Source organism: Pseudomonas sp. MT3, from assembly GCF_054720805.1.
The window spans coordinates 18,162-37,155 of record NZ_JBTVPY010000025.1; the positions used below are offsets into that span (position 1 = coordinate 18,162).

Consider the following 18,994-nt stretch of genomic DNA (forward strand, 5'->3'; position numbering starts at 1 on the left):
GGCGGATCATGGAGGGGACCGGCGGCGAGCGGAGGTCAGCGATGCATCGGTTGTGCGTGATTCCCGGCGACGGCATCGGCCGTGAAGTGGTGCCGGTAGCGGTCCAGGTACTGGAACGGCTGATACCCGATCTGCGGGTGGAAGAGGCCGAAGCCGGCTGGGAATGCTTCGAACGGCGTGGCGTCTCGGTGCCCGACATCACCCTGGCTCGCCTGCGCGCCTGTGGTGCCGGCCTGTTCGGTGCGGTTTCCTCGCCCAGCCATCGTGTCGAAGGCTACCGCAGCGCCATCCTCGCCCTGCGCCAGGAGCTGGCGCTCAGCCTCAATCTGCGTCCGGTACGCTCTCGCCCGCACGTATCTCCCCATCCCGGCGTTGACCTGCTGATCCTGCGGGAGAACAGCGAAGGTCTCTACAGCGGCCGCGAACACTGGGAATCCGAGGGCGTGGCCATCGCCGAACGAGTCATCACCCGCGCCGCCTGCGACCGCCTGGCCGCCGACACCTCGCGCATCGCCCGCCTGCGCGGCGCCCGTCGCATCACCCTGGTACACAAGGCCAATGTCCTTCCGCTCAGCTGCGGCCTGTTCCGCGATACCTGCCGCGACCGGCTGGTAGAAGACGGCTGGAGCGACGTACTCGACGAGCGCCTGGTCGACGTCGCCGCCCTGCAACTGGTGGAGCGTCCTGAAGCCTTTGACCTCATCGTCACCAGCAACCTCTTCGGCGACATCCTCTCCGACCTCGCCAGCCACTGGGGCGGCGGCCTGGGCATGGCCCCGTCACTCAACCTCGGTCACGGTATCGCTCTCGCCGAGCCCGTCCACGGCAGCGCCCCTGACATCGCTGGAACCGGCCGCGCCAATCCGCTGGCCGCTATCCTCAGCGTTGGCATGCTCCTGCGCCACCACTGGCAGCGCCCCGAGCTGGCCGACCGACTCGATGCGGCGGTGGATGGCTTCCTTCGGGAGGAGGGGAGTGTGGACTTCGGTGGGGAGACGACGCGGGTGATCGGACAAGGTGTGTTGCAGCTGTTGGGCTGAACGCCTGGAGTCTTCCGGCGGGAACGACAATGCTCGATTGCTTCTCTTTCCCTGGGGCAAGGGCGGAGAACAGCTCAAATATAGGGCGGTGAAGGCACTCGTTCAGATCGCGAGCCATCAGTATCTGGTGAGAAGATTGTTTAAGGGTGCTGTATCTCTTGTGCTTGGACATGAACACTCCTTCAGCTCAGCGTGAGCTTACTCGAAAATGTCCGTGGTAACGGGGTAGAACCCTCGCCACTGTTGGCTACCAGTGGTGGACAGGGAGCCATTCGGCCTACGTTTCATTTATGGAGGACAAGACCAAGTGGTTCCTCTACACATTTGAGATGTTCAATAAAGCGCCATGTGCTCTAGAGCAGGGGCAAGGGGGGGCGTTTCTAGATGGCGATCGCGTGCTCCTTGCTACTAGGAAGAGAGAGGAGATCACGTTTACCTTGGGGGAGTGCAAGGGCAGATAGCGAGGCTAAGGCGATGTTGTGTATCGCCCAGCCATCGGAGCCTGTCATGTATCTCTGACCGCTCGCACGACCCGGAAATCTCCCGTATGATGTCAGTGATTTCATTGATTGCACTGGAGGGCGTCATGGCCAGCATCACGATTAGAAACCTAGACGAAGACCTCAAGGCCAAGCTCCGAGTGGTAGCCGCGAACCATGGCCGTTCAATGGAAGAGGAGGTCCGCGTAATCCTCGCCCAGGCGCTTTCCCGGGAAGAGAAGAAAGGGGGCTTGGGAAGCCGAATTCATGCCCGCTTTGCCTCGGTCGGTGGAGCAGATATTGAGCTGCCAGCGCGGAAGGTTAAGGCTCGAGCTGCGGATTTCGACGAATGACTCTGCTCGACACTAATGTCCTGTCGGAGCTGATGCGGGCCAAGCCGGATCCGGCGGTGGTTGCCTGGATCGATGTTCAACCTGCTCAGGATCTGCTGATCAGCTCGATCACCGTGGCCGAGATCCTCTATGGCATCGCCAGGATGCCGGAGGGTAAGCGCAGGCAAGCACTACAGGACGTGGCCATTGCCATGCTCGAAGAGGACTTTGCCGGGAGAATCCTGCCATTCGATGCGGATGCGGCGGTGCACTATGCAGAGCTGGCGGCAGAGAGTGAGGCCAAGGGAAAGATCGCCGATATGGCTGATGGGCAAATTGCAGCGATAGCCAAGTTGCACGGCGTACCGGTCGCTACCCGTAATGTCCGCCACTTCGAGGGCTTCGGGGTTGCGCTGATTAATCCCTGGAATGGCTGATACCAAATGCGAGCAAGGAGGCTCAATAAATGAAACTGGTCGCGCTGGTAGTGATTCTGGGGATTCCAATGCTATTGGAGGCGATATCGACCTACACCACCTATCAGAGAATGATGGGGCGTCCAGTGCGGCGATTTCTGACGTGGATCGAGAGATTGGCAATCGCCTTGGCCGCGCTACTGGTTGTAGCTGTGGTCTACACGATGCTCTAGCTTTGGTAGGCAGGGTGTAGTCACTACCCCAGAAAGCACAAAGGGCTAGCTTTCGCTAACCCTTTGTTTTGTATGGTGGCTACACCGGGACTTGAACCTGGGACATCAGCATTATGAATCGCATGGGGAAATCATCGGTTCCCCAGAAACGTCCATAAATCGGGTATTTACGGCCTACGCAAACCTCAATAAAACCGGTGTTTACTGAAAACCGGGTCGGTGTAGTCACCTTCGAAAATGGGGCGGTTTATCGACAGCCCAGGCCGCTTCGGAAGGCGTCCTAGCCCGCGAAAACCCTAGACTCTACAAGCACTTGCGCCTATATTTTCACCAGTGCCAACACTGTTGCCATCTCTGCTGTCTGCCACGATTCCGAGGGTAGGACGCTCACTCAATCGTCAGGTACTTCTTCATGCCAAGGCCAATCGCTCTGGATTTGTTCTGTGGGTCCGGTGCCGTCTCCCTGGGACTAAAGAAAGCAGGATTCCAAGTCGTAGGGGCCGTTGACTTTGACGCTGGTGCTTGCCACACCTATCGCGACAACCACCCGGAAGTCCGGCTGCTGGAGAAGGATATTCGAGAGGTGAACCCTGACGAGTTCGCTGACGTCATACCGCAGCGTTTGGACCTGCTCGTGGTGTGTGCTCCCTGCCAGCCATTCAGCAGCCAGAACCGGCACAAGAGCGACATGGATTCGCGCCGGGATCTTGTGGGCGAGTCCAAAAAGTTTATCACGCGATTCGAGCCCTCATTGGTCTTCCTGGAAAACGTCCCGGGTTTGGCTTCCACCAGCATTTTCGGGGGCTTCAGGCGCTGGCTGAGAAAAGCCGGCTACTCCGTAGCCCAGCCCATGCGTGTGGATGCCGCAGATCTGGGAGTACCCCAGCGTCGTAGCAGGATGATCCTGGTTGCGGCCAAAGGTGTTCCGCTCTCCGTCGCTACGAACATCGTGCACCGTCGTCGGAAAACGGTGCACAGCTCAATTTCCGAATTACCCGTGCCACCCGTGGGCCGCCCTGAGTCCGGGGTGGATCCGCTTCACTTCGCTCGCAGACACTCGCCGCTCAATATTCAGCGTCTGCAGCATATCCCTCGTGATGGTGGCGGACGTGAGTCCTTGCCTGTTGAGCTGCAGTTGGCTTGTCACCAACGGGCGGAAAAGGCTTCCTCGTTCTCGGACACCTACGGGCGTATGAGATGGAACGACGTCGCTCCGACCCTTACCACGGGGTGTACGGACATTACCCGGGGTCGCTATGCGCACCCGGAACAGCACCGGGCAATCACCCTTCGAGAAGCAGCGCGGCTTCAATCGTTCCCGGATACCTACATCTTCCATGGAAACGCCGGCCAGATCGCAACTCAGATCGGCAACGCCGTTCCACCGGAAATGATGCGCACCATCGCCCGTAGTCTCAGGGCCGCGATCAGAGCCTGACGCATTGTGAATAACAGCCCTTCATCCCGGCCTCCACCCTCTTCGGATCAGGTGTCGGCTGTGATGAAGCGTGTTCGCACGAAGGACACGGCGCCTGAGCTCGCACTTCGAAAGCTACTCTTCTCCGTAGGGTTGCGTTACCGCATCCACTACAAGCCCAAATCCGTGGCCTTGGGGCGCTCAAACATCGACATTGCCTTCCCCGGGGCGAAGCTGGCCGTATTCGTTGACGGATGCTTTTGGCATGGCTGTCCGGATCACGGTACGATCCCGAAAGCGAACGGCGATTGGTGGGCTGAAAAGCTGCAGAGTAACCGGGCCCGGGATGAGCGGGTGACCTCCATTTTGAAGGCTGCAGGTTGGACTGTGTTGCGCTTCTGGACCCACGAATCTCCTGAATCCATGGCCGCAATCGTCATGGATCAACTACACAAGAATTCTATAACTCCTTAGAGACCTAGGAGTCTTCATGACACAGCTCAGGGTGAGAGCTAGAGCCGTCGACATGCTCGGCAGGCAGCAAATTGCGGGGATTCCCACCGCAATCCATGAACTTTTCAAAAACGCTCATGACGCATATGCGGAGCGCGTCGAGGTTGATTTTTTTCGACGTAGCAATGTCTTAGTGTTGCGTGATGATGGATATGGGATGACCCGAGAAGAAGTTGAGAGTCGCTGGTTGACTCTTGGCACCGAATCAAGGGTAGGGGCGAACAAGGAGAGCAGTAATGACGAATGGCGAGGTCCGAAGAATCTTCCCAAGCGTTCAATTATGGGGGAAAAGGGAATTGGACGATTAGCAATAGCTGTTATTGCTCCCATTACAATATTAATGACTCGGGCTGTGCGTAAAGACGGATTGCATGATCTTGTCGTCGCGTTAGTTCACTGGGGCATCTTCGAACAACCGGGGCTGGACGTAAGTGAGATTGATGTCCCTCTGGAGGAGTTCTCTGGAGGAATACTACCTACGCGAGAAGACATAGTTCGATTGGTCGAAAAGGTGTCGAGTAATCTTGACACGCTAGAGGCTAAAATTGACCAAGACGCGTATCGGATGCTAAAGAGCGACCTGCAAAGTGCTCGGAGTATTGCGCCTAATTTACTAGATGATGCTTTGCGAAAAGACAAGGACGGAAATCAGTTAGAGGCTCCCTTATCCCTTCTAGGTGAAGGGTACGGTACTCACTTCATTGTGTTGCCTGTAGCGCCTGAACTAAAAGATGATATCGACAATAAAAGTGACAAAGATTCGTCGAATCTAGAAAGATACCTTCTTGGGTTCTCAAACTCGATGATGTCTGATGATCAAATTATAAAGACTGAGTTTCGGGATCACACAATTGATGGGGTTGAGGAGCGTATTGGGCCTCAGACTTTCTTTAAAGATGAAGATTTCTCTAAAACTGATCAGTATTTCGAGGGGGACTTTGATGAGTATGGTCAGTTTGTTGGGAAGGTATCAATTTATGGGCAGGTCAAGGATTTTGTGTGTAATTGGACGGACGGAAACGGTCGTCTCCCTAAGTGCGGGCCGTTTTCATTTAGATATGGGTATGTCCAAGGACGATCAGCTGAGTCTAGGCTTTCGCCAGAAGATTGGAGTGAAATGACGGCGAAGACTGGGAGGGTAGGTGGTCTTTATATATATCGTGATGGAATCAGAATTCTTCCATACGGTAATTCTGAATTTGACTGGCTGGACATTGAGAAGAGGCGGACTCTGGCAGCTAAGGATTGGTTCTTCTCCTATCGACGTGGATTTGGCTATGTGGCCATTTCCCATTCTATTAACGGTACGCTCACAGAGAAGGCCGGCCGAGAGGGTTTTAGAGAAAATCTGGCTTACAGAGATTTTCGTTCAATTTTAATTAACTTTTTTAAACAGTTGGCCTATGAATTTTTCCGCGTTTCGTCGCCACAGGGCGATGATTATAATTCGGGGAAATCTCATTTTGCTGCGCAGGCCGCTCTGCTGAAGAAACAAAAAGAAAAGGCAGATGCTCGACGATCTCAGTTCCAAAAGGATCTGGACGAATTCTTTGACGATTACAATGGTAGTTATTACGAGAAAGAGTCTGATCTGATCAGAGAGTATTTTAAGGAGCGTCTCTTTAGGCTGTCCAATGAGCTCGATATAGGTGACTTTGCTAGTAGAGTTAGGAGCCTGGATATCGATGTAAAGCAAAAGATAAGAGCTCTAGTTAGTAAGGCTACCTTATCAGTTCCTCGAGGACTGGCCCTTACGAAAAGACAACAAAGGGACTGGCCTGCCTATGAAGATGCTTTCTTAGGGCTGCAGTCTGAATTCTTTGACCCGCTACGTATTGAGTTCGAGACGAGCCTCAAAGAGGTGACTGGTGGCCGCATAGCTGCCTCCGAGCGACGAAGTGTAGCGCTTCAAGAAATTGAACGGGAAAAAGACAGCGTCTTTCGAGACGTAGCTTCATTGCGCAAAGAAACTTCAGAAGCACTGGATCTAATGCAAGATACGGTGAGGGGGGTTTTGAAAGAGGAATTCTCTGGTCTGCGCGTGGCTGTTGAAAGACTAGTTGATGAGTTCACTAAGAGGTCTGCAGAGCGGCCTGATGATCTAGATGCTGTTCGGCATGAAATAGAATTAAAGTTGTCTGAAGTTCGGGTTAGAGAGCTGGAGCTTCTTGATTCCTTTAAGCGGCAGATGACGGAGCTTGCTGCCGGAGCAAAGGATAGAGAAACATTAGATGATAGGTTTGGTGCATTGGAGGCGCGAAATCTAATATTAGAAGAACAATTGGAATTTTATTCGGATTTTGCTCAGTTGGGCATGTCGGTTGGAATACTCCAACATGAGTTTTTTGGTGCGGCGAGAGGTATTAGATCAGCTATGGCTGACCTAAAGCCTTGGGCTGATCGAAACCCTCCTCTTGCGTTAATTTATTCTAGATTGCGGGACCATATTGAACACCTTGATGGTTACCTTAAGGCACTAGATCCTTTAGGTAGGCGAATGCATCGATCAACTGTGCGCATAACAGGTGATGAAATATTGAGAGTGGTTCTTAATGTTTTTGTGGAGCCGCTAGAAGCTTTTAATATAAAAGTTGAGCCGACATTTGCGTTTCGAGATTATGCGGTCGAATGTAAGTCGTCGGTAGTTGTTGGTGCTTTCATAAATGTGATCGATAACGCTATTTATTGGTTGAATAGCCGTTCGGCAAGAGATAGACGTATATTTCTCGATGCGGATAGTGAGGGTTTTTTAATCTCAAACAATGGTCCGGGTATCGAGGATCGCTACCGAGATCGGATTTTCGAGTTTGGGGAAACTCGCAAGGTGGGGGGGAGAGGTATGGGGCTAGCGATTAGCCGAGAGGCATTGCGTCGAGAAGGTTTTGAAATAGATCTGGTTGGAAGTGGGGTGGATGTAAATCCTGTATTCCGGATTTCGCCTATTAAAGCCAAGGATGAGCAAGGGGAGCAATAATGACTTCTCAGCAAGCGGTAACTCAGAGTCCCGAACAAATTTGGGCAGGGCATGTTAGAAAAGCGGTAAGGCGATTTCTTAAGACTGCAGTAGTTGTTGATAATGAGCCGGGGTTGTCCAGAGCGCCTATTAAGGCTGCTGGAGTAGTCCCTCCCGCAGATGGCTGGTCCGATAGCTCCGATTACAAAGCAGCTGCGCCGGAAGTTTCTGATAAGTCGCCAGAAGCAAATGTCCTAGATATTAGAAAGATCTCGGATTCATTTGCAGAGCAGGATATGGTGTGTGCCTTTGTCCTCCCGGAAAACTCTGACGGCGAGATTGATAAAATTAAATCTAGGGTTGTCAGTGCGGCTAGGTGCGCAGATATCCTAGTAATGGATTGGCAGCTTAAACCCGGATCTTCTGGTTTGACGCTAGAGCTTTTGCGGAAGATAGCTGAATCTGATGCAAGTGAGAATGGCCGGATGCGCCTTATTTGCATATATACCGGGGAGGCTCTAGATGATCATGTGTATTCTCAGGCCAAAGAGCAGCTTACGGTACCAGGGGTCGACTATAAAGATGTTCGTGGAGTAAACGGCTTTCCATATTTAGCGAAGAGTGCAAGCTCTTTGTTGGTTTTAGCCAATAAGGATGATATTCCAGCGGATGAGCTTCCGTCCAAGTTGATTGATGCCTTCTCAAAGTTGTCAGACGGAATTGTTCCTGCCTTTGCTTTAGCAGCTATTGGGGCTGTTAGAAAGAACACGCATCACATGTTGACGAGGTTTAGTGGTTCTCTTGATGTTGCGTACGTCGCTAATAGGTTAATAACAAATCCTCCTGGGGACGTGGCGGAGCTTATGCGCGAACTTCTCGTTGCTGAGTGCGATAACGCAATTGGTTTGGATAGTGTTGCCGATGAGTTTTTGGAGCCTCCTGCTATTAGCAGTTGGTTGGATGTGACGGGGGTGTCGCCATTCTCTTATTATGCTGGCGACGGTCCAGGCAGAAAGGGCGTGCTGTTTGATCGAGGCTCGATTGATGCGCTTTTAAAAAATGGTATAAATGATCATGGTATAAAAATAAGCAATAGTTCAAAGCAAGAGCTTTCAGAGGGGGATAGAGGCTTAATCTCGCATTCTCTTGCTGGGAGTGTGGAAAGGTCCCATCGTGCAGAAAATGAATTTTCACGTTTGGTTGCGTTCAGACGGGAAGCGTTTGGCGGATCTATAAATTATCTCGCTGATGATTGGCTTCCATCCCTCACTACAGGGACTTTGCTTAAGTTGGCTGCTCCTGCAGGAGATAGATATTTCTTATGCTTTACTCCTGCATGTGATACTTTGCGATTAAATGAGCCTCGCCCCTTCGTTTTTCTAGAAGGAGTTAGGAAGGCTAAGCCTTATAATCTGGTTGTTTTGGACGAGGCGGGGGAAGTTGGCCTCTATTTCAATAAGTCTTATCCGCAAGTGGCGACTTTCTCATTTAAGCCGGATAAAAAATTAAAGCGGGTTCGTGCGCAGAAGATCAGGGAACAAGGGGGGGCTGAGAAATATATATTCTCGCCTGTACACGATACGCAGCAAAAATTGGTGTGGCTTGGTGAAGTTCGTTATGGGCGAGCCATGAGCGAAATGGCTGAGCTCGTCAGTCGATGGATGCGTGTCGGGGTTCTGGACTCTGAGCACTTAAGACTTGCAGGTCGAAAGAATTTTACTTTTATGAAGTAATATTTTGTGGCTTCGTGGTAAGCTGCAATCTTACTATAGCCCCTTTTTTGGGTATTAAGCGGATTGCAGTTTATTTGAAGCGCTTTGTTGTGAGTGTTTTAGTGTTGGATGTATTTAGATATATGTCGCCTGATTTGAATTCTTGTTTTTAAATTTTAAATTAACCTTGGTCGGAAGTTTTATTTTAACGCCTGGCGTCAATCGGAAAATTCTGAAATATTGAGAGTGGTACCTATTCCCTGGTCATGCGCTTCACCGACTTACTAGCTGTAGCAGGCTTGGCCTGTGTTTTTGCTTCATTTCTTCCTGGCGGATTTCTCTCGGGCGTACCAGCGCCTAGCTACCGTCTGAGTAATCTCTATCCCGCGTCGTGTCCGGCCAAGTTTCGATCAGCTTCGTCGTATTCCGGGCTTCGGTGTCCATTCTCGGGCTCTGTCCGTCCCGATATTAGCCAAAGCGCATAATGAGGGTATGCGTCCGCCAGGATGCCGACCTCCTCAGTACTAATCCGGATCTTCCCGCTGCTGATATTCCTCCAACGATCGTAGTTCTTTCCGCCGAGCTCACTGAGATGCTTAGGACCAAGCGTTCGGATCAGTTGGAGCGCTCTATTTCGTACCGAGTCCATTTCACGGTATGTCCTATCGGCTAAACCAGCGCAGTGCTGCCTTCCTTGTCAGCTCTATCCCGCGCTGGGTTTGTGTAAGTTTGCATTTGCAAGGTCGTAGTCTGGGCTGGTTTGATTATTGCTCGGGTCAACTTCACCTGTAAGTAACCACCATCTATAGGCAGGAAATGCTCGCCCAAGTATCTCCACCTCGTTGGCTCCTAAACGCGCTTTCCCACGTTTTATATTCTGCCAGCGCAGATAGTCGGTGCTTCCTATTTCGGTCAGCCGCTTAATGCTGGACATTTCCAGTAGCTGCATCCCTCTTACCGAAATTCCTTCAATCATTGAGCTATTTCCAGAAGCTTCCTACAAGTCCGGCGTTTCTGGCGTGTGTATTATGATCATGTCCATAGAACATATATCACGCCATCTCTAGATCCCGGATTATAGGGGGAAAACATGGAAGAGTCTGGAATTGTGGGGTTCACGGTCACGGGAGCTGTCGAAAAGGTTACGGATTTCCGCTCCGCGCCGTTCTGCTCCCAGGCGGTATTCGCTCAGATGCTGGGCCTGGAAGACATCACCGAGGACGTGGTGCGCGGCTGGGTTGAAACCAAGACCATCCCAACCTCCAAGATTGGCCGTCGCCGCGTCATCAACCTCCACAAAATCCGCCGCGACCTCGACCGGGGTAAGTCGATCTTCTGCCAGGGGGATTACGACGATGAGTAATCGCTACCTGGTTGAGATGTGCACCCTCCACGGCCCGACCCGCCAGCGCCGCTGGCATCGTGTTCATCAAGGCGCTTCCCGCGTGGCATGCCAGCAGTGGATTGATGAAGCCGTCTCCTGCTTCCCCTCTGATGCCGAAGCCCCTCGCTCCTGGAGCCTGACCCGTGAACGCGCCCTGCAGGCCTACCGAGTGCGCGGGGTGAGGGCATGAACCGTAAATCCCTGCGGTCCAAGCGCTGGATGCGTCTGGTTCGCCGTGTTCGCTCCGAGCAAGCCGGTATGGCTGCCTTCCAGGTTCTCAACGCCAAGCTGATCGCGCGCCTTCAATGCCGCGCCGTGGGGGAGGTGTCCGCCGATGTTCCCGAACAGGTATCTGCACCGTCCACACCACGAGGGCTGCGACTGCTCTGTCTGCTGGTCCAGACGCGAACTGGCGAAGCCCGCTCTCTCCCAATCCACACCCTGCACCCAGTGCCGCCCTACACGGGTCTTCACGGTCGTTACCACGATGGCGCAGGTCGCTGGAGTGTGGCGCTCGATCCACTCGACCTACCGGGTGGAACGGGGTTTTACCTGCGACAAACACACGCCCGCGCGCCGTCCGCCGAAGTACTGGCACGTTGTCTACGACAGCGGCAGGCCGACGCCCTTCGTGCCTATCCACGAGCCGTTCGAGCTGGAGGGCTGAGTCATGGTCACTAACCCGATCCCGCACCTGATCTTCTGGGCAGTCCTGATCATCGTCGCCTTGCTGGTGGGCCGTGACCACGCTCGCCACACCATCCCCACCTGGGCCGATCAGGTCAGGGGCCGCCGCACCGGCTTGTCCGAACACGCTTCATCGTTCGGACAAACGGAGCGCCGGGCGAAGCGCACCCTTGACCGTGCTCCCCCCTGAGTAGCCTCAGCTCGGGAGAGTGGGGCAGCTCCACCGCCCCGCGCTCCTGAGCCCTCGGCGGCGAGAGCGGGATGGTAAGGGCAGCGCCCTTACGACGTTGCTCTTCGCTCTCCCTGCCACGCACCACCGAAAACCCAAGGCACCACCCCACCCGCTGAAAGACGGCCACCAACGCGCCCAATTTGCAGCAGCGGGCCAACTCATGCCCGAAAAAGGCAAAGGAGCTTCACATGAATATGTTTGCGACCACTGGCGGCGTAGTTGAACTGTGGGTCACCAAGACCGACACCTACACCTCGACCAAGACCGGCGAAATCTACGCCAGCGTCCAGGCCATTTCCCCGATCCCCGAAGGCGCTCGCGGCAACGCGAAGGGCTTCGAGATCAGCGAATACAGCGTTGAACCGACCCTGCTCGACGGCATCGTCTTCGACGGCGCCCCGGTGCTCTGCAAGTTCGCCAGCGTCGTTCGCCCCACCCAGGACCGCTTTGGTCGCACCACCAATACCCAGGTGTTGACCGAACTGCTCGCCACCGGCAAGGACGTGCACACCCCTGCACCAAGCCGTCAGCCGCAGCCCCAGGCGCAAGCCCAGCGCCCCACTCAACAGCCGACCACCGAGAAGCCCACTGCCGCCGATAAACCCGGCGACTCGGCCAAGAGCTAATCCGGGAGCACAGCCATGACTAAGTACCTCTCCCTCTTCGTCGTGGGCCTCGCCACCGGCTACCTGTGGGGCTGGGTCGATGGCGTGGCGCGCTTCCTATGAATTTTCTCGCCTGCGACGGCCGCTGGGCGCTCGGCGCCGATGGTTCCGCCATTTGCACCGGCACCCTGACGGTCTTCACCCGCGAGGAAATGCAGAGCGAGTTCGGCTCTGCACTCACCTGGGATCAGGTGGCGGAACTGCGCGGCGATGTACTCGCGCTGTTCTGCATCGCCTTCGGCTTCCTGGTCCTGAAACGACTGCTCAAGTAAGCGAGGTAACACCCATGAAAACAACTCAAGACCCAGCTGCAAAACCGCGCCTCCGGCTATGGCCGTCGGGCTCGCCAAACGGTGGTGGGTATCGCCGCTGTCGGCTCCACCCTGGCCGCCACTGCCTACGCCGCTGTCCCGACCGAAGCGACCGCTGCGCTGACCACCGCCGGTGACGACACCAACACCATCGGCTGGGCCGTGTTCGCCGTGCTGGTCGCCGCTGCGGCGTTCAAGTACATGCGCCGCGCCCTGTAACCCCACCCGGCCCAAAAGCCGAAGCACCGAACCCCGCTCCGGCGGGGTTCTTCTTCTGGAGAGCCTGCCATGTCCGTGCAGTGGTTTGTCCTCATCGTCACCACCCTGGCATTCGCCGTGGTGTTCTTCGGGCGGGTCTGAGCATGCGCGCCCTTGTCCTGTTTCTGCTGGTGCTGACGGTGGGTACCGCTCAGGCCGAGGATTATTACTGGCAGTTCAACGGCTACAACATCACCAAGTCACCTTCGCCCTCCGGGGCGTGTCAGTTGATGATGGATTACCGAAATGGCGGCGAGACCTACCTCTACTCGATCATTTCGGTCTCTACATCGGGTTCCGTAGGTACTTGCAAGTACCAGATTCTGACCATCAAGAGCGGTTCGGTCAGTCAGCTTGAAGGGGGGCTCAGTCGCTACGGTAACGGCTGTACCGCGCCCCAGCTGTATGACGCGGCCGCAGGCGAATGCAAAGCTCCCGAGCCGGACAAGTGCGAACCCACCATTGGCCAGATGGTGGAGCATCAACACAAGATCGGCACCCTGAGCGAAGGCGGCGTTGTTCTGCAGAACACTCGCACCGAACCGCCGGGAAGTCTTTGCCAAGGCTCCTGCCAATATGCCTCCACCGGCGAAGCCCCCAGCCGCTGTTATCGCTTCATGGAAGGTGACGATCAGAACTCCGGCTTCTGCGTGTTTCGCTACAGGGGCAACGGCGTCGCGTGTCCGAATACCGACCCCACGCCCAACGTTCCACCCGCCACGCTACCCACCCGCGAGAAGTCCAACGAGTGCACCAACAAGGTCACTGACGCCGAAGGCCGCACCCACTACAGCTGCCTCGCCACCGATGCCTTCAAGGAGCCGGGCAACATGCAGTGCGGCGAGGTCAACGGTCAGTTCGGCTGCACAGAGGGCAAGCCCAGCCCGTCCAGGAAGGAAACCGAAACCAAGACCGAGGTCAGCGAACAGACGGCCAGCGACGGTTCCTCCACCACCAGCACGACGACGACCACCACAACGACGAATTGCAGCGGCGTCAACGCCTGCTCCTCGACCACCAGCGTCACCAACGGCACCAGCAAGACCAATGCCGATGGCACCTCCGGCGGCGAGTCCTCTACCTGTACCGGCACCGGTTGCAAGGCCAGCGACAAGCCCGGCGAGGAAGACAAGGAAGAAGAGGAAGAGCCCGAGCGAAAAGCCTCCGGCACCGACGACTGCGACGCGCCGCTCCAGTGCGCAGGCGACGCCATCGACTGCGCGATGGTCCAGCAGCAGAAGAAGCTGCGTTGCGAGGTGGAGAAGCAAGGCGACTTCGAGAAGCACAAGGGCGAAATCGAGGCCGCCGTCCAGGGTGACAAGTTCCAGCTAGCCGAAGACCTCGAAGTCGAGGCCCCGTCCTTCCTCAACAGCGGCACGCGCTTCCTGCCCGCCAGTTGTCCGCCCAACAAGACCTTCTCTCTGCGAACCAACGGCGGTCGGACCTTCGCGTTCACCTATGAGCCGTTGTGTGCCGCTGCGTCCGATCTCGGTGTGCTGATTCTCATCGGCACCAGTGTCTTCTGCGCGCTCTACGTGGGCCGCGCCTTTGGAGGTGAATGATGCAATTCCTGTTCTTGGTACAGCTGCTGATCATGATCGTCGGCCCTCTGGTGAAGATGGTTCTGCGAGCGCTTGGAGTTGGCTTTGTCACTTATGTCGGCTCCAACCTGCTGCTGGATATGGTGCGCAGTTACGTCCAGTCGAAGATGGGCTCCGTGGGCCTTGCCATTCAGCAGATACTCGGTCTCGCTAACTTCGATGTGTGCATCAACATGTTCCTCGCCGCTGTGGTCACCCGCATGGTGCTCTCCGGCATGGATAAGGCCTCCGGCAGACAACGCAAGCGGGTCTGGAATCCCCCGGGCCGCGACTACATCGACGCCTAAGGGGGATGCGCCATGCTCTATATCCGCACCGGCAAACCCGGCCACGGCAAGACCCTCAACACCATCCGCGAAGTCGATCAGAAGGCCCACAGGGAAGGCCGGGTCGTCTACTACCACAACGTGGCCGACCTCAAGACCGACCAGTTGCAGGCGGCGTGGTTCGGGTTCGACGACCCGTACAAATGGTACGAACTGCCCCACGACGCCATCATCGTCGTGGATGAGGCCCAGGGCTGGTTCGGCGTTCGCGATCCCCGGCAGAAGCCGCCGGAGCACATCAGCCGTTTCGAGACCATGCGCCACCAAGGCCACGAAGTGCATCTCGTCACCCAGGACCCGCGCTACATCGATGTGCATCTGCGCCGCCTGTGTAACGGTCATATCCACTACTGGCGGGTGTTCAAGAGTCAGCAGCTACTGCGCTTCGAATCCGAAGCCGTGATCGAAGCGGTGGAGAAGAAGACCAGCTTCAAGGACGCCGACAAGACCACGCTCAAGCTCGATAAGAAGTACTTCGGCGTTTACACCAGCACCAAGGCCAATCACCACTTCGCCTTCAAGCCGCCGAAGAAAATGATCCTGGCGCTGGCCGTGATCATCGGCGCGGCCTTCATGGTGTACCGCGCTTATGAGCGCTACGCGGAAGGCAGCAAGTCGGCCACCCCGGCCAGCGCGGCGACTGGTGCCACGACACCGAACGGCGCAGACAAGGGCGTGGTCGATCAGGTGTCCTCGGCGGTCGGCGCGCTGATCAAACCCACGGGCGATGGCGAGACCAAGGTTGTCACCCCCGCGCAGTACCTGGAACGCCGCAAGCCTCGCGTCCCGGACTTGCCGTCCTCGGCGCCGGTGTACGACGAACTGACCAAGCCCGTTGCCCACCCGCGGCTGTACTGCCTGTCCACCGGCGACCCGCGCCTCGTTGCCCGGCGACCACAACACACCGTGAAGGACGGTAAATCCTGCCAGTGCTACACGCAGCAGGGCACCAAGGTGGCGACGGCCTTCGACTTCTGCCTGACCGTCGCCAGGGACGGCTACTTCGATCCCACGCTGCCCGACCGTAACGGCCTCGATCCGCGCTCGGGGCAGCAATCAGCCGTTGCCGCATCGCCGCTACCACCCCCCACCAGCGAACGACTACAGGCCGATGCGCAGCCCGCAGCGACGCAACTGACCATCGTCCCCGACAGCGAGTACCCAGCGCGCCCCTGGCGCAGCAACTAGCGCGGCGGCGGCGCCGTTTTGCGGATTGAGCCGAGGTACGAGGCCAACCGCAAACGGCGCTCGGCGCGGCGCGTCCGACGACCCTGTAACACGTCGGATAACTAGCGATCACCCACCTCAATAAACCTCATTGAAGGGTAAGAAACATGAAAAAGCCGATTCACCCCCTCCGCCTGATCCTCAAGGAGAACGGGGACTTTTATGAGTCGTCCGAAGGACGGATTTTCATGGACCCGAGCAACGGCAGATTTGTCGACCTGTCGGGTGTGCGCCTGCTGCGCTGTGGCGTCGATACCGTGCGGCAGTTGTACAACGGCATGATCCGCCCGGAAGTGATGGCGCTGTTCGATGAGCCCGAAGATATCGTCAACTTCGCCGGCTACAAATGGGCCAAAGGCCGTATTGGCCGGGATTCGGGCTACCAATACCGCCTGCAGAACGCCGACATGGGTCTGATCCTGCTGATCAAGAACCATAACGTGAAGCTGGAGAACATCGGCCCGCACCTCAAGATCGAAGTCTCCCCGCACGCCCTGGACGGTGCCGATCCGAAGATCCTACAGGGCGTACTCGATGACCTGGCCGCTGGCGTTCTCTCGGCCTGTGAAGTGAACCAATGCGCCGTCCATATCGCCCTCGACATGCAGGGCTGGACCCCGCCTGCAGACTTCGTGGATCGCATGCACTGCCGGTCCCGGCGTGTACGCCAGATCAGCGGTATCGACCGCATCGAGTTCGACGGCAACGCCTCGGTGTATGGGCGTGGTGAGACCTTCATGTTCGGCTCGGCCAACGGCCTGCAGATGTGCCTGTACAACAAGACGCTGCAGGCGAGGGCTACCGATAAGCTCGACTATTGGGAATCCGTGTGGGCCTCCCTGAACGGTGATCCCTTCGGCGATGGCGAACCCGCCTACAACCCGCTGGAGACCGTGTGGCGCATCGAGTTCCGCTATCACCACTCCATCGTCCAGCAGTTCTCCGAAGGCTCCACCATGTCCTCCGGTGAGGTGATCGGCTGCCGCACCTACGCGGGGCTTTGCCCGCACCTGCAGGGGCTCTGGCAGTACGCCTGCGACAACTACAAGCTCATTTCCCGGGAAGGGATCTTCGACGCCTTCTGGTCGCTGATCAGCCTCGACACCAAGGTCCAGGTGGAAGCCGATCCGCTCATCGAACGCACCGAGTACCGTCGCTACTACAAGACCGCTCAGGGCTTCTCCGGCAAGAACTGCGAGATGTTCCTGGGCCAGTTCGCCAGCCTGATCGCACGGGAGCGAATCCCACCAAAAAAAGCGCTTGAGGTCGGGAGAACGCTTCCCTTCTGGCACGTGATCGAAGACCACTATACGGCCAAGGGCTACAGCACTCGCGACCTCGAAAAGCACGTCATTGGATTGATCAATGATCGCTACATCAGGCGGGGCTACGCGATATGACGGCGCGCAAAGAGGGAAAGACCTGGACGGCTGACTTCTACGAGAATGGTCGCTCCGGTCGTCGAGTCAGGAAGTACGGATTTCCTACCAAGTCCGCCGCGATTCGTTACGAGCAGGATTTCTTTGCCGTAAAAGGCGAGACAGGCCGCCCGCTGGATGATCGTCTCACCGATCTGGTAAAGGTCTGGTATGACCTCCACGGCTGCACCCTGAAAGACGGCAAGCAGCGCTTGGCTCGTTGCGAAGCATTGGCCCAACGCCTCGGAGATCCGCTGGCCTTCGAGTTCGATTCGCTCGCGTGGGCGCGCTACCGGCAACGTCGTCTGACCGAAGTGAAGCCGGAAACGGTCAACCACGAACAGCGTTACCTGTCGGCCATCTTCTCCGAGCTGATCCGCCTCGGCTCATGGCACAAGGCGAACCCACTGGCCAACGTTCGGCAGATCAAGACTGATCAGGTCGAACTGACCTTCCTCACCCTGGATCAGGTCGCCCAGTTGCTTGAGGAGTGCAAGGCCAGCACGAACAACCACACCTACCCGGTTGCACTGCTGTGCCTCGCTACAGGTGCTCGCTGGGATGAGGCCGAGAGTATCGCCCGTGGCGCAGTGCATGGAGGAAAGGTCCACTACCACCGGACCAAGAACCGTCAGAGCCGATCTGTGCCGATCCCGGCAGAGCTGGAGCAACTGATGTTCAAGGTGGGTATGCCTGGAACGGGCCGCCTGTTTATGTCCTGCAGGGCCGCCTTTCGCTGTGCTTATGAGCGCTGTGGATTCCAAACACCGGGCCAGCTAACCCACATCCTCCGTCACACCTTCGCCAGTCACTACATGATGGGAGGAGGGGACATACTGACTTTGCAGCGAATTCTGGGGCACTCGTCGATCACAATGACCATGCGCTATGCGCACCTGTCGCCGGAGCACCTGGAGTCCGCAATGCGTTTTTCTCCGCTCACTCAGTCGGGCTACCAGTTGACCCCGGCTCGCCCTCTGGTATCCTCAGATCACGTTAACGCTTAACGTTAAGGATTAAAATTGATCCTGAGCTTTAGATGCGAAGAGACCCGCTCGTTGTTCGAGACGGGAACCTCCAAGCGGTGGAGTGCGATTCTCAACGTCGCAACCCGCAAATTGCTGATGCTGCATGCTGCCACTGAGCTTCGAGACATGCGCTCTCCACCGGGCAATCGCCTGGAGCCATTACAGGGCAATCGAGCTGGCCAGCACAGCATCAGGATCAATGACCAGTGGCGCATCTGCTTCGTCTGGACGGATGCAGGCCCCACGCAGGTCGAGATAGTGGATTACCACTGAGGGAGGTGGACCATGACAACCAACGGTATGCGCCCCATCCATCCAGGGGAAATTCTGCGCGAAGAGTTCCTGCAGGAGCTGGACATCACTCCGGCTGCGCTGGCTCGTGCCCTCAATGTCTCGGCACCGACCGTCAACGATATCGTCCGTGAGCGTCGCGGGATCACGGCAGACATGGCTATCCGCCTGGGACGCTACTTCGATACGTCCGCCCAGTTCTGGATGAACCTGCAAAGTGAATACGCCCTGGCAACTGCCTACGCTGCCAGCGGGGAACAGATTGAGCACGACATCAAGCCGCTGGTAGTTCTCGCGACGATCGAGGCCCAGGACGATGCTTTTCTCGTTCAGCGTGTGAAGGAGCGAGCCAACGAGCCATCCCGTGAGATTCCATTGGGTGACCTTTGAGGCTGGATTGAGGAACAGGGGAGGCAGGAAAGAGACACGGCCGACCGCTCTGAGAACCCCCCTGCGGAATGACATTCATGG

The 18,994-nt window shown here is 56.5% G+C and carries 21 protein-coding genes and 1 pseudogene; 21 read left to right on the forward strand and 1 reads right to left on the reverse strand.

Going from position 1 to position 18,994, the window contains the following annotated elements; genetic code table 11:
• The first annotated feature begins 41 nt into the window (after positions 1 to 41).
• From ACYCAX_RS21900 to ACYCAX_RS21935, 8 genes are all read left to right on the forward strand, one after another.
• Positions 42 to 1,040, forward strand: a complete 999-nt coding sequence (locus ACYCAX_RS21900; RefSeq protein ID WP_015478870.1) for an isocitrate/isopropylmalate dehydrogenase family protein — start codon at positions 42 to 44, stop codon at positions 1,038 to 1,040.
• A gap of 586 nt (positions 1,041 to 1,626) precedes the next feature.
• Positions 1,627 to 1,872, forward strand: coding sequence for a FitA-like ribbon-helix-helix domain-containing protein (locus ACYCAX_RS21905; RefSeq protein WP_460248855.1), 246 nt, complete (start codon positions 1,627 to 1,629; stop codon positions 1,870 to 1,872).
• Complete coding sequence (locus ACYCAX_RS21910; protein ID WP_460248807.1) at positions 1,869 to 2,288, forward strand: PIN domain-containing protein; 420 nt, start codon at positions 1,869 to 1,871, stop codon at positions 2,286 to 2,288. Before ACYCAX_RS21905 ends, ACYCAX_RS21910 begins: the two co-directional genes overlap by 4 nt.
• A gap of 29 nt (positions 2,289 to 2,317) precedes the next feature.
• On the forward strand, positions 2,318 to 2,500 hold the full coding sequence (locus ACYCAX_RS21915; protein WP_460248808.1) for a hypothetical protein: 183 nt from the start codon (positions 2,318 to 2,320) through the stop codon (positions 2,498 to 2,500).
• A 412-nt stretch (positions 2,501 to 2,912) separates the two neighbouring features.
• The gene (locus ACYCAX_RS21920) at positions 2,913 to 3,938 is read left to right on the forward strand and encodes a DNA cytosine methyltransferase (RefSeq protein ID WP_460248809.1); all 1,026 of its coding nucleotides are present in this window, start codon (positions 2,913 to 2,915) and stop codon (positions 3,936 to 3,938) included.
• Between the two features lie 51 nt (positions 3,939 to 3,989).
• Positions 3,990 to 4,391 carry a very short patch repair endonuclease gene (locus ACYCAX_RS21925; protein WP_460248810.1) on the forward strand — a complete coding sequence of 134 codons (402 nt, stop codon included), beginning with the start codon at positions 3,990 to 3,992 and terminating at the stop codon, positions 4,389 to 4,391.
• Positions 4,392 to 4,407: 16 nt separating this feature from the next.
• Positions 4,408 to 7,404, forward strand: coding sequence for an ATP-binding protein (locus ACYCAX_RS21930; protein WP_460248811.1), 2,997 nt, complete (start codon positions 4,408 to 4,410; stop codon positions 7,402 to 7,404).
• Positions 7,404 to 9,116, forward strand: coding sequence for a response regulator receiver domain (locus tag ACYCAX_RS21935; protein ID WP_460248812.1), 1,713 nt, complete (start codon positions 7,404 to 7,406; stop codon positions 9,114 to 9,116). The genes ACYCAX_RS21930 and ACYCAX_RS21935 overlap by 1 nt, the downstream gene beginning before the upstream one ends.
• A 682-nt stretch (positions 9,117 to 9,798) precedes the next feature.
• Here ACYCAX_RS21935 and ACYCAX_RS21940 read toward each other — a convergent pair.
• Positions 9,799 to 10,071 carry a DNA-binding protein gene (locus ACYCAX_RS21940; protein ID WP_460248814.1) on the reverse strand — a complete coding sequence of 91 codons (273 nt, stop codon included), beginning with the start codon at positions 10,069 to 10,071 and terminating at the stop codon, positions 9,799 to 9,801.
• A gap of 114 nt (positions 10,072 to 10,185) precedes the next feature.
• Between ACYCAX_RS21940 and ACYCAX_RS21945 the strand changes: the two genes are divergently transcribed.
• From ACYCAX_RS21945 to ACYCAX_RS22005, 13 genes and pseudogenes are all read left to right on the forward strand, one after another.
• Positions 10,186 to 10,458, forward strand: coding sequence for a DNA-binding protein (locus ACYCAX_RS21945; protein WP_460248815.1), 273 nt, complete (start codon positions 10,186 to 10,188; stop codon positions 10,456 to 10,458).
• Between the two features lie 355 nt (positions 10,459 to 10,813).
• A complete protein-coding gene (pflM, locus tag ACYCAX_RS21950; protein WP_460248817.1) occupies positions 10,814 to 11,146 on the forward strand; it encodes a lysogeny maintenance protein PflM in 333 nt (110 codons plus the stop codon).
• Positions 11,147 to 11,149: 3 nt separating this feature from the next.
• Positions 11,150 to 11,356, forward strand: a complete 207-nt coding sequence (locus tag ACYCAX_RS21955) for a hypothetical protein (RefSeq protein WP_460248818.1) — start codon at positions 11,150 to 11,152, stop codon at positions 11,354 to 11,356.
• A gap of 230 nt (positions 11,357 to 11,586) precedes the next feature.
• Complete coding sequence (locus ACYCAX_RS21960) at positions 11,587 to 12,024, forward strand: DNA-binding protein (protein WP_460248819.1); 438 nt, start codon at positions 11,587 to 11,589, stop codon at positions 12,022 to 12,024.
• A gap of 98 nt (positions 12,025 to 12,122) precedes the next feature.
• Positions 12,123 to 12,335 carry a hypothetical protein gene (locus ACYCAX_RS21965; protein ID WP_460248820.1) on the forward strand — a complete coding sequence of 71 codons (213 nt, stop codon included), beginning with the start codon at positions 12,123 to 12,125 and terminating at the stop codon, positions 12,333 to 12,335.
• 84 nt (positions 12,336 to 12,419) lie between these two features.
• Positions 12,420 to 12,593, forward strand: coding sequence for a major capsid protein (locus ACYCAX_RS21970; protein ID WP_460248821.1), 174 nt, complete (start codon positions 12,420 to 12,422; stop codon positions 12,591 to 12,593).
• Between the two features lie 143 nt (positions 12,594 to 12,736).
• Positions 12,737 to 14,194: a virulence factor TspB C-terminal domain-related protein gene (locus ACYCAX_RS21975; RefSeq protein ID WP_460248822.1), complete on the forward strand. Its 1,458-nt coding sequence runs from the start codon at positions 12,737 to 12,739 to the stop codon at positions 14,192 to 14,194.
• A complete protein-coding gene (locus ACYCAX_RS21980) occupies positions 14,194 to 14,520 on the forward strand; it encodes a DUF2523 domain-containing protein (RefSeq protein WP_015478858.1) in 327 nt (108 codons plus the stop codon). Before ACYCAX_RS21975 ends, ACYCAX_RS21980 begins: the two co-directional genes overlap by 1 nt.
• A gap of 12 nt (positions 14,521 to 14,532) precedes the next feature.
• Entirely contained in the window at positions 14,533 to 15,747 is a 1,215-nt protein-coding gene (locus tag ACYCAX_RS21985) for a zonular occludens toxin domain-containing protein (protein WP_460248823.1), read from the forward strand.
• A 146-nt stretch (positions 15,748 to 15,893) separates the two neighbouring features.
• Complete coding sequence (locus ACYCAX_RS21990; RefSeq protein ID WP_460248824.1) at positions 15,894 to 17,186, forward strand: hypothetical protein; 1,293 nt, start codon at positions 15,894 to 15,896, stop codon at positions 17,184 to 17,186.
• Entirely contained in the window at positions 17,183 to 18,211 is a 1,029-nt protein-coding gene (locus tag ACYCAX_RS21995) for a phage integrase (protein WP_015478855.1), read from the forward strand. Before ACYCAX_RS21990 ends, ACYCAX_RS21995 begins: the two co-directional genes overlap by 4 nt.
• 15 nt (positions 18,212 to 18,226) lie before the next feature.
• The gene (locus tag ACYCAX_RS22000) at positions 18,227 to 18,505 is read left to right on the forward strand and encodes a type II toxin-antitoxin system RelE/ParE family toxin (protein WP_015478854.1); all 279 of its coding nucleotides are present in this window, start codon (positions 18,227 to 18,229) and stop codon (positions 18,503 to 18,505) included.
• A gap of 12 nt (positions 18,506 to 18,517) precedes the next feature.
• A pseudogene (locus ACYCAX_RS22005) lies at positions 18,518 to 18,808 on the forward strand (HigA family addiction module antitoxin); the annotation flags it as partial.
• Positions 18,809 to 18,994: the final 186 nt, after the last annotated feature.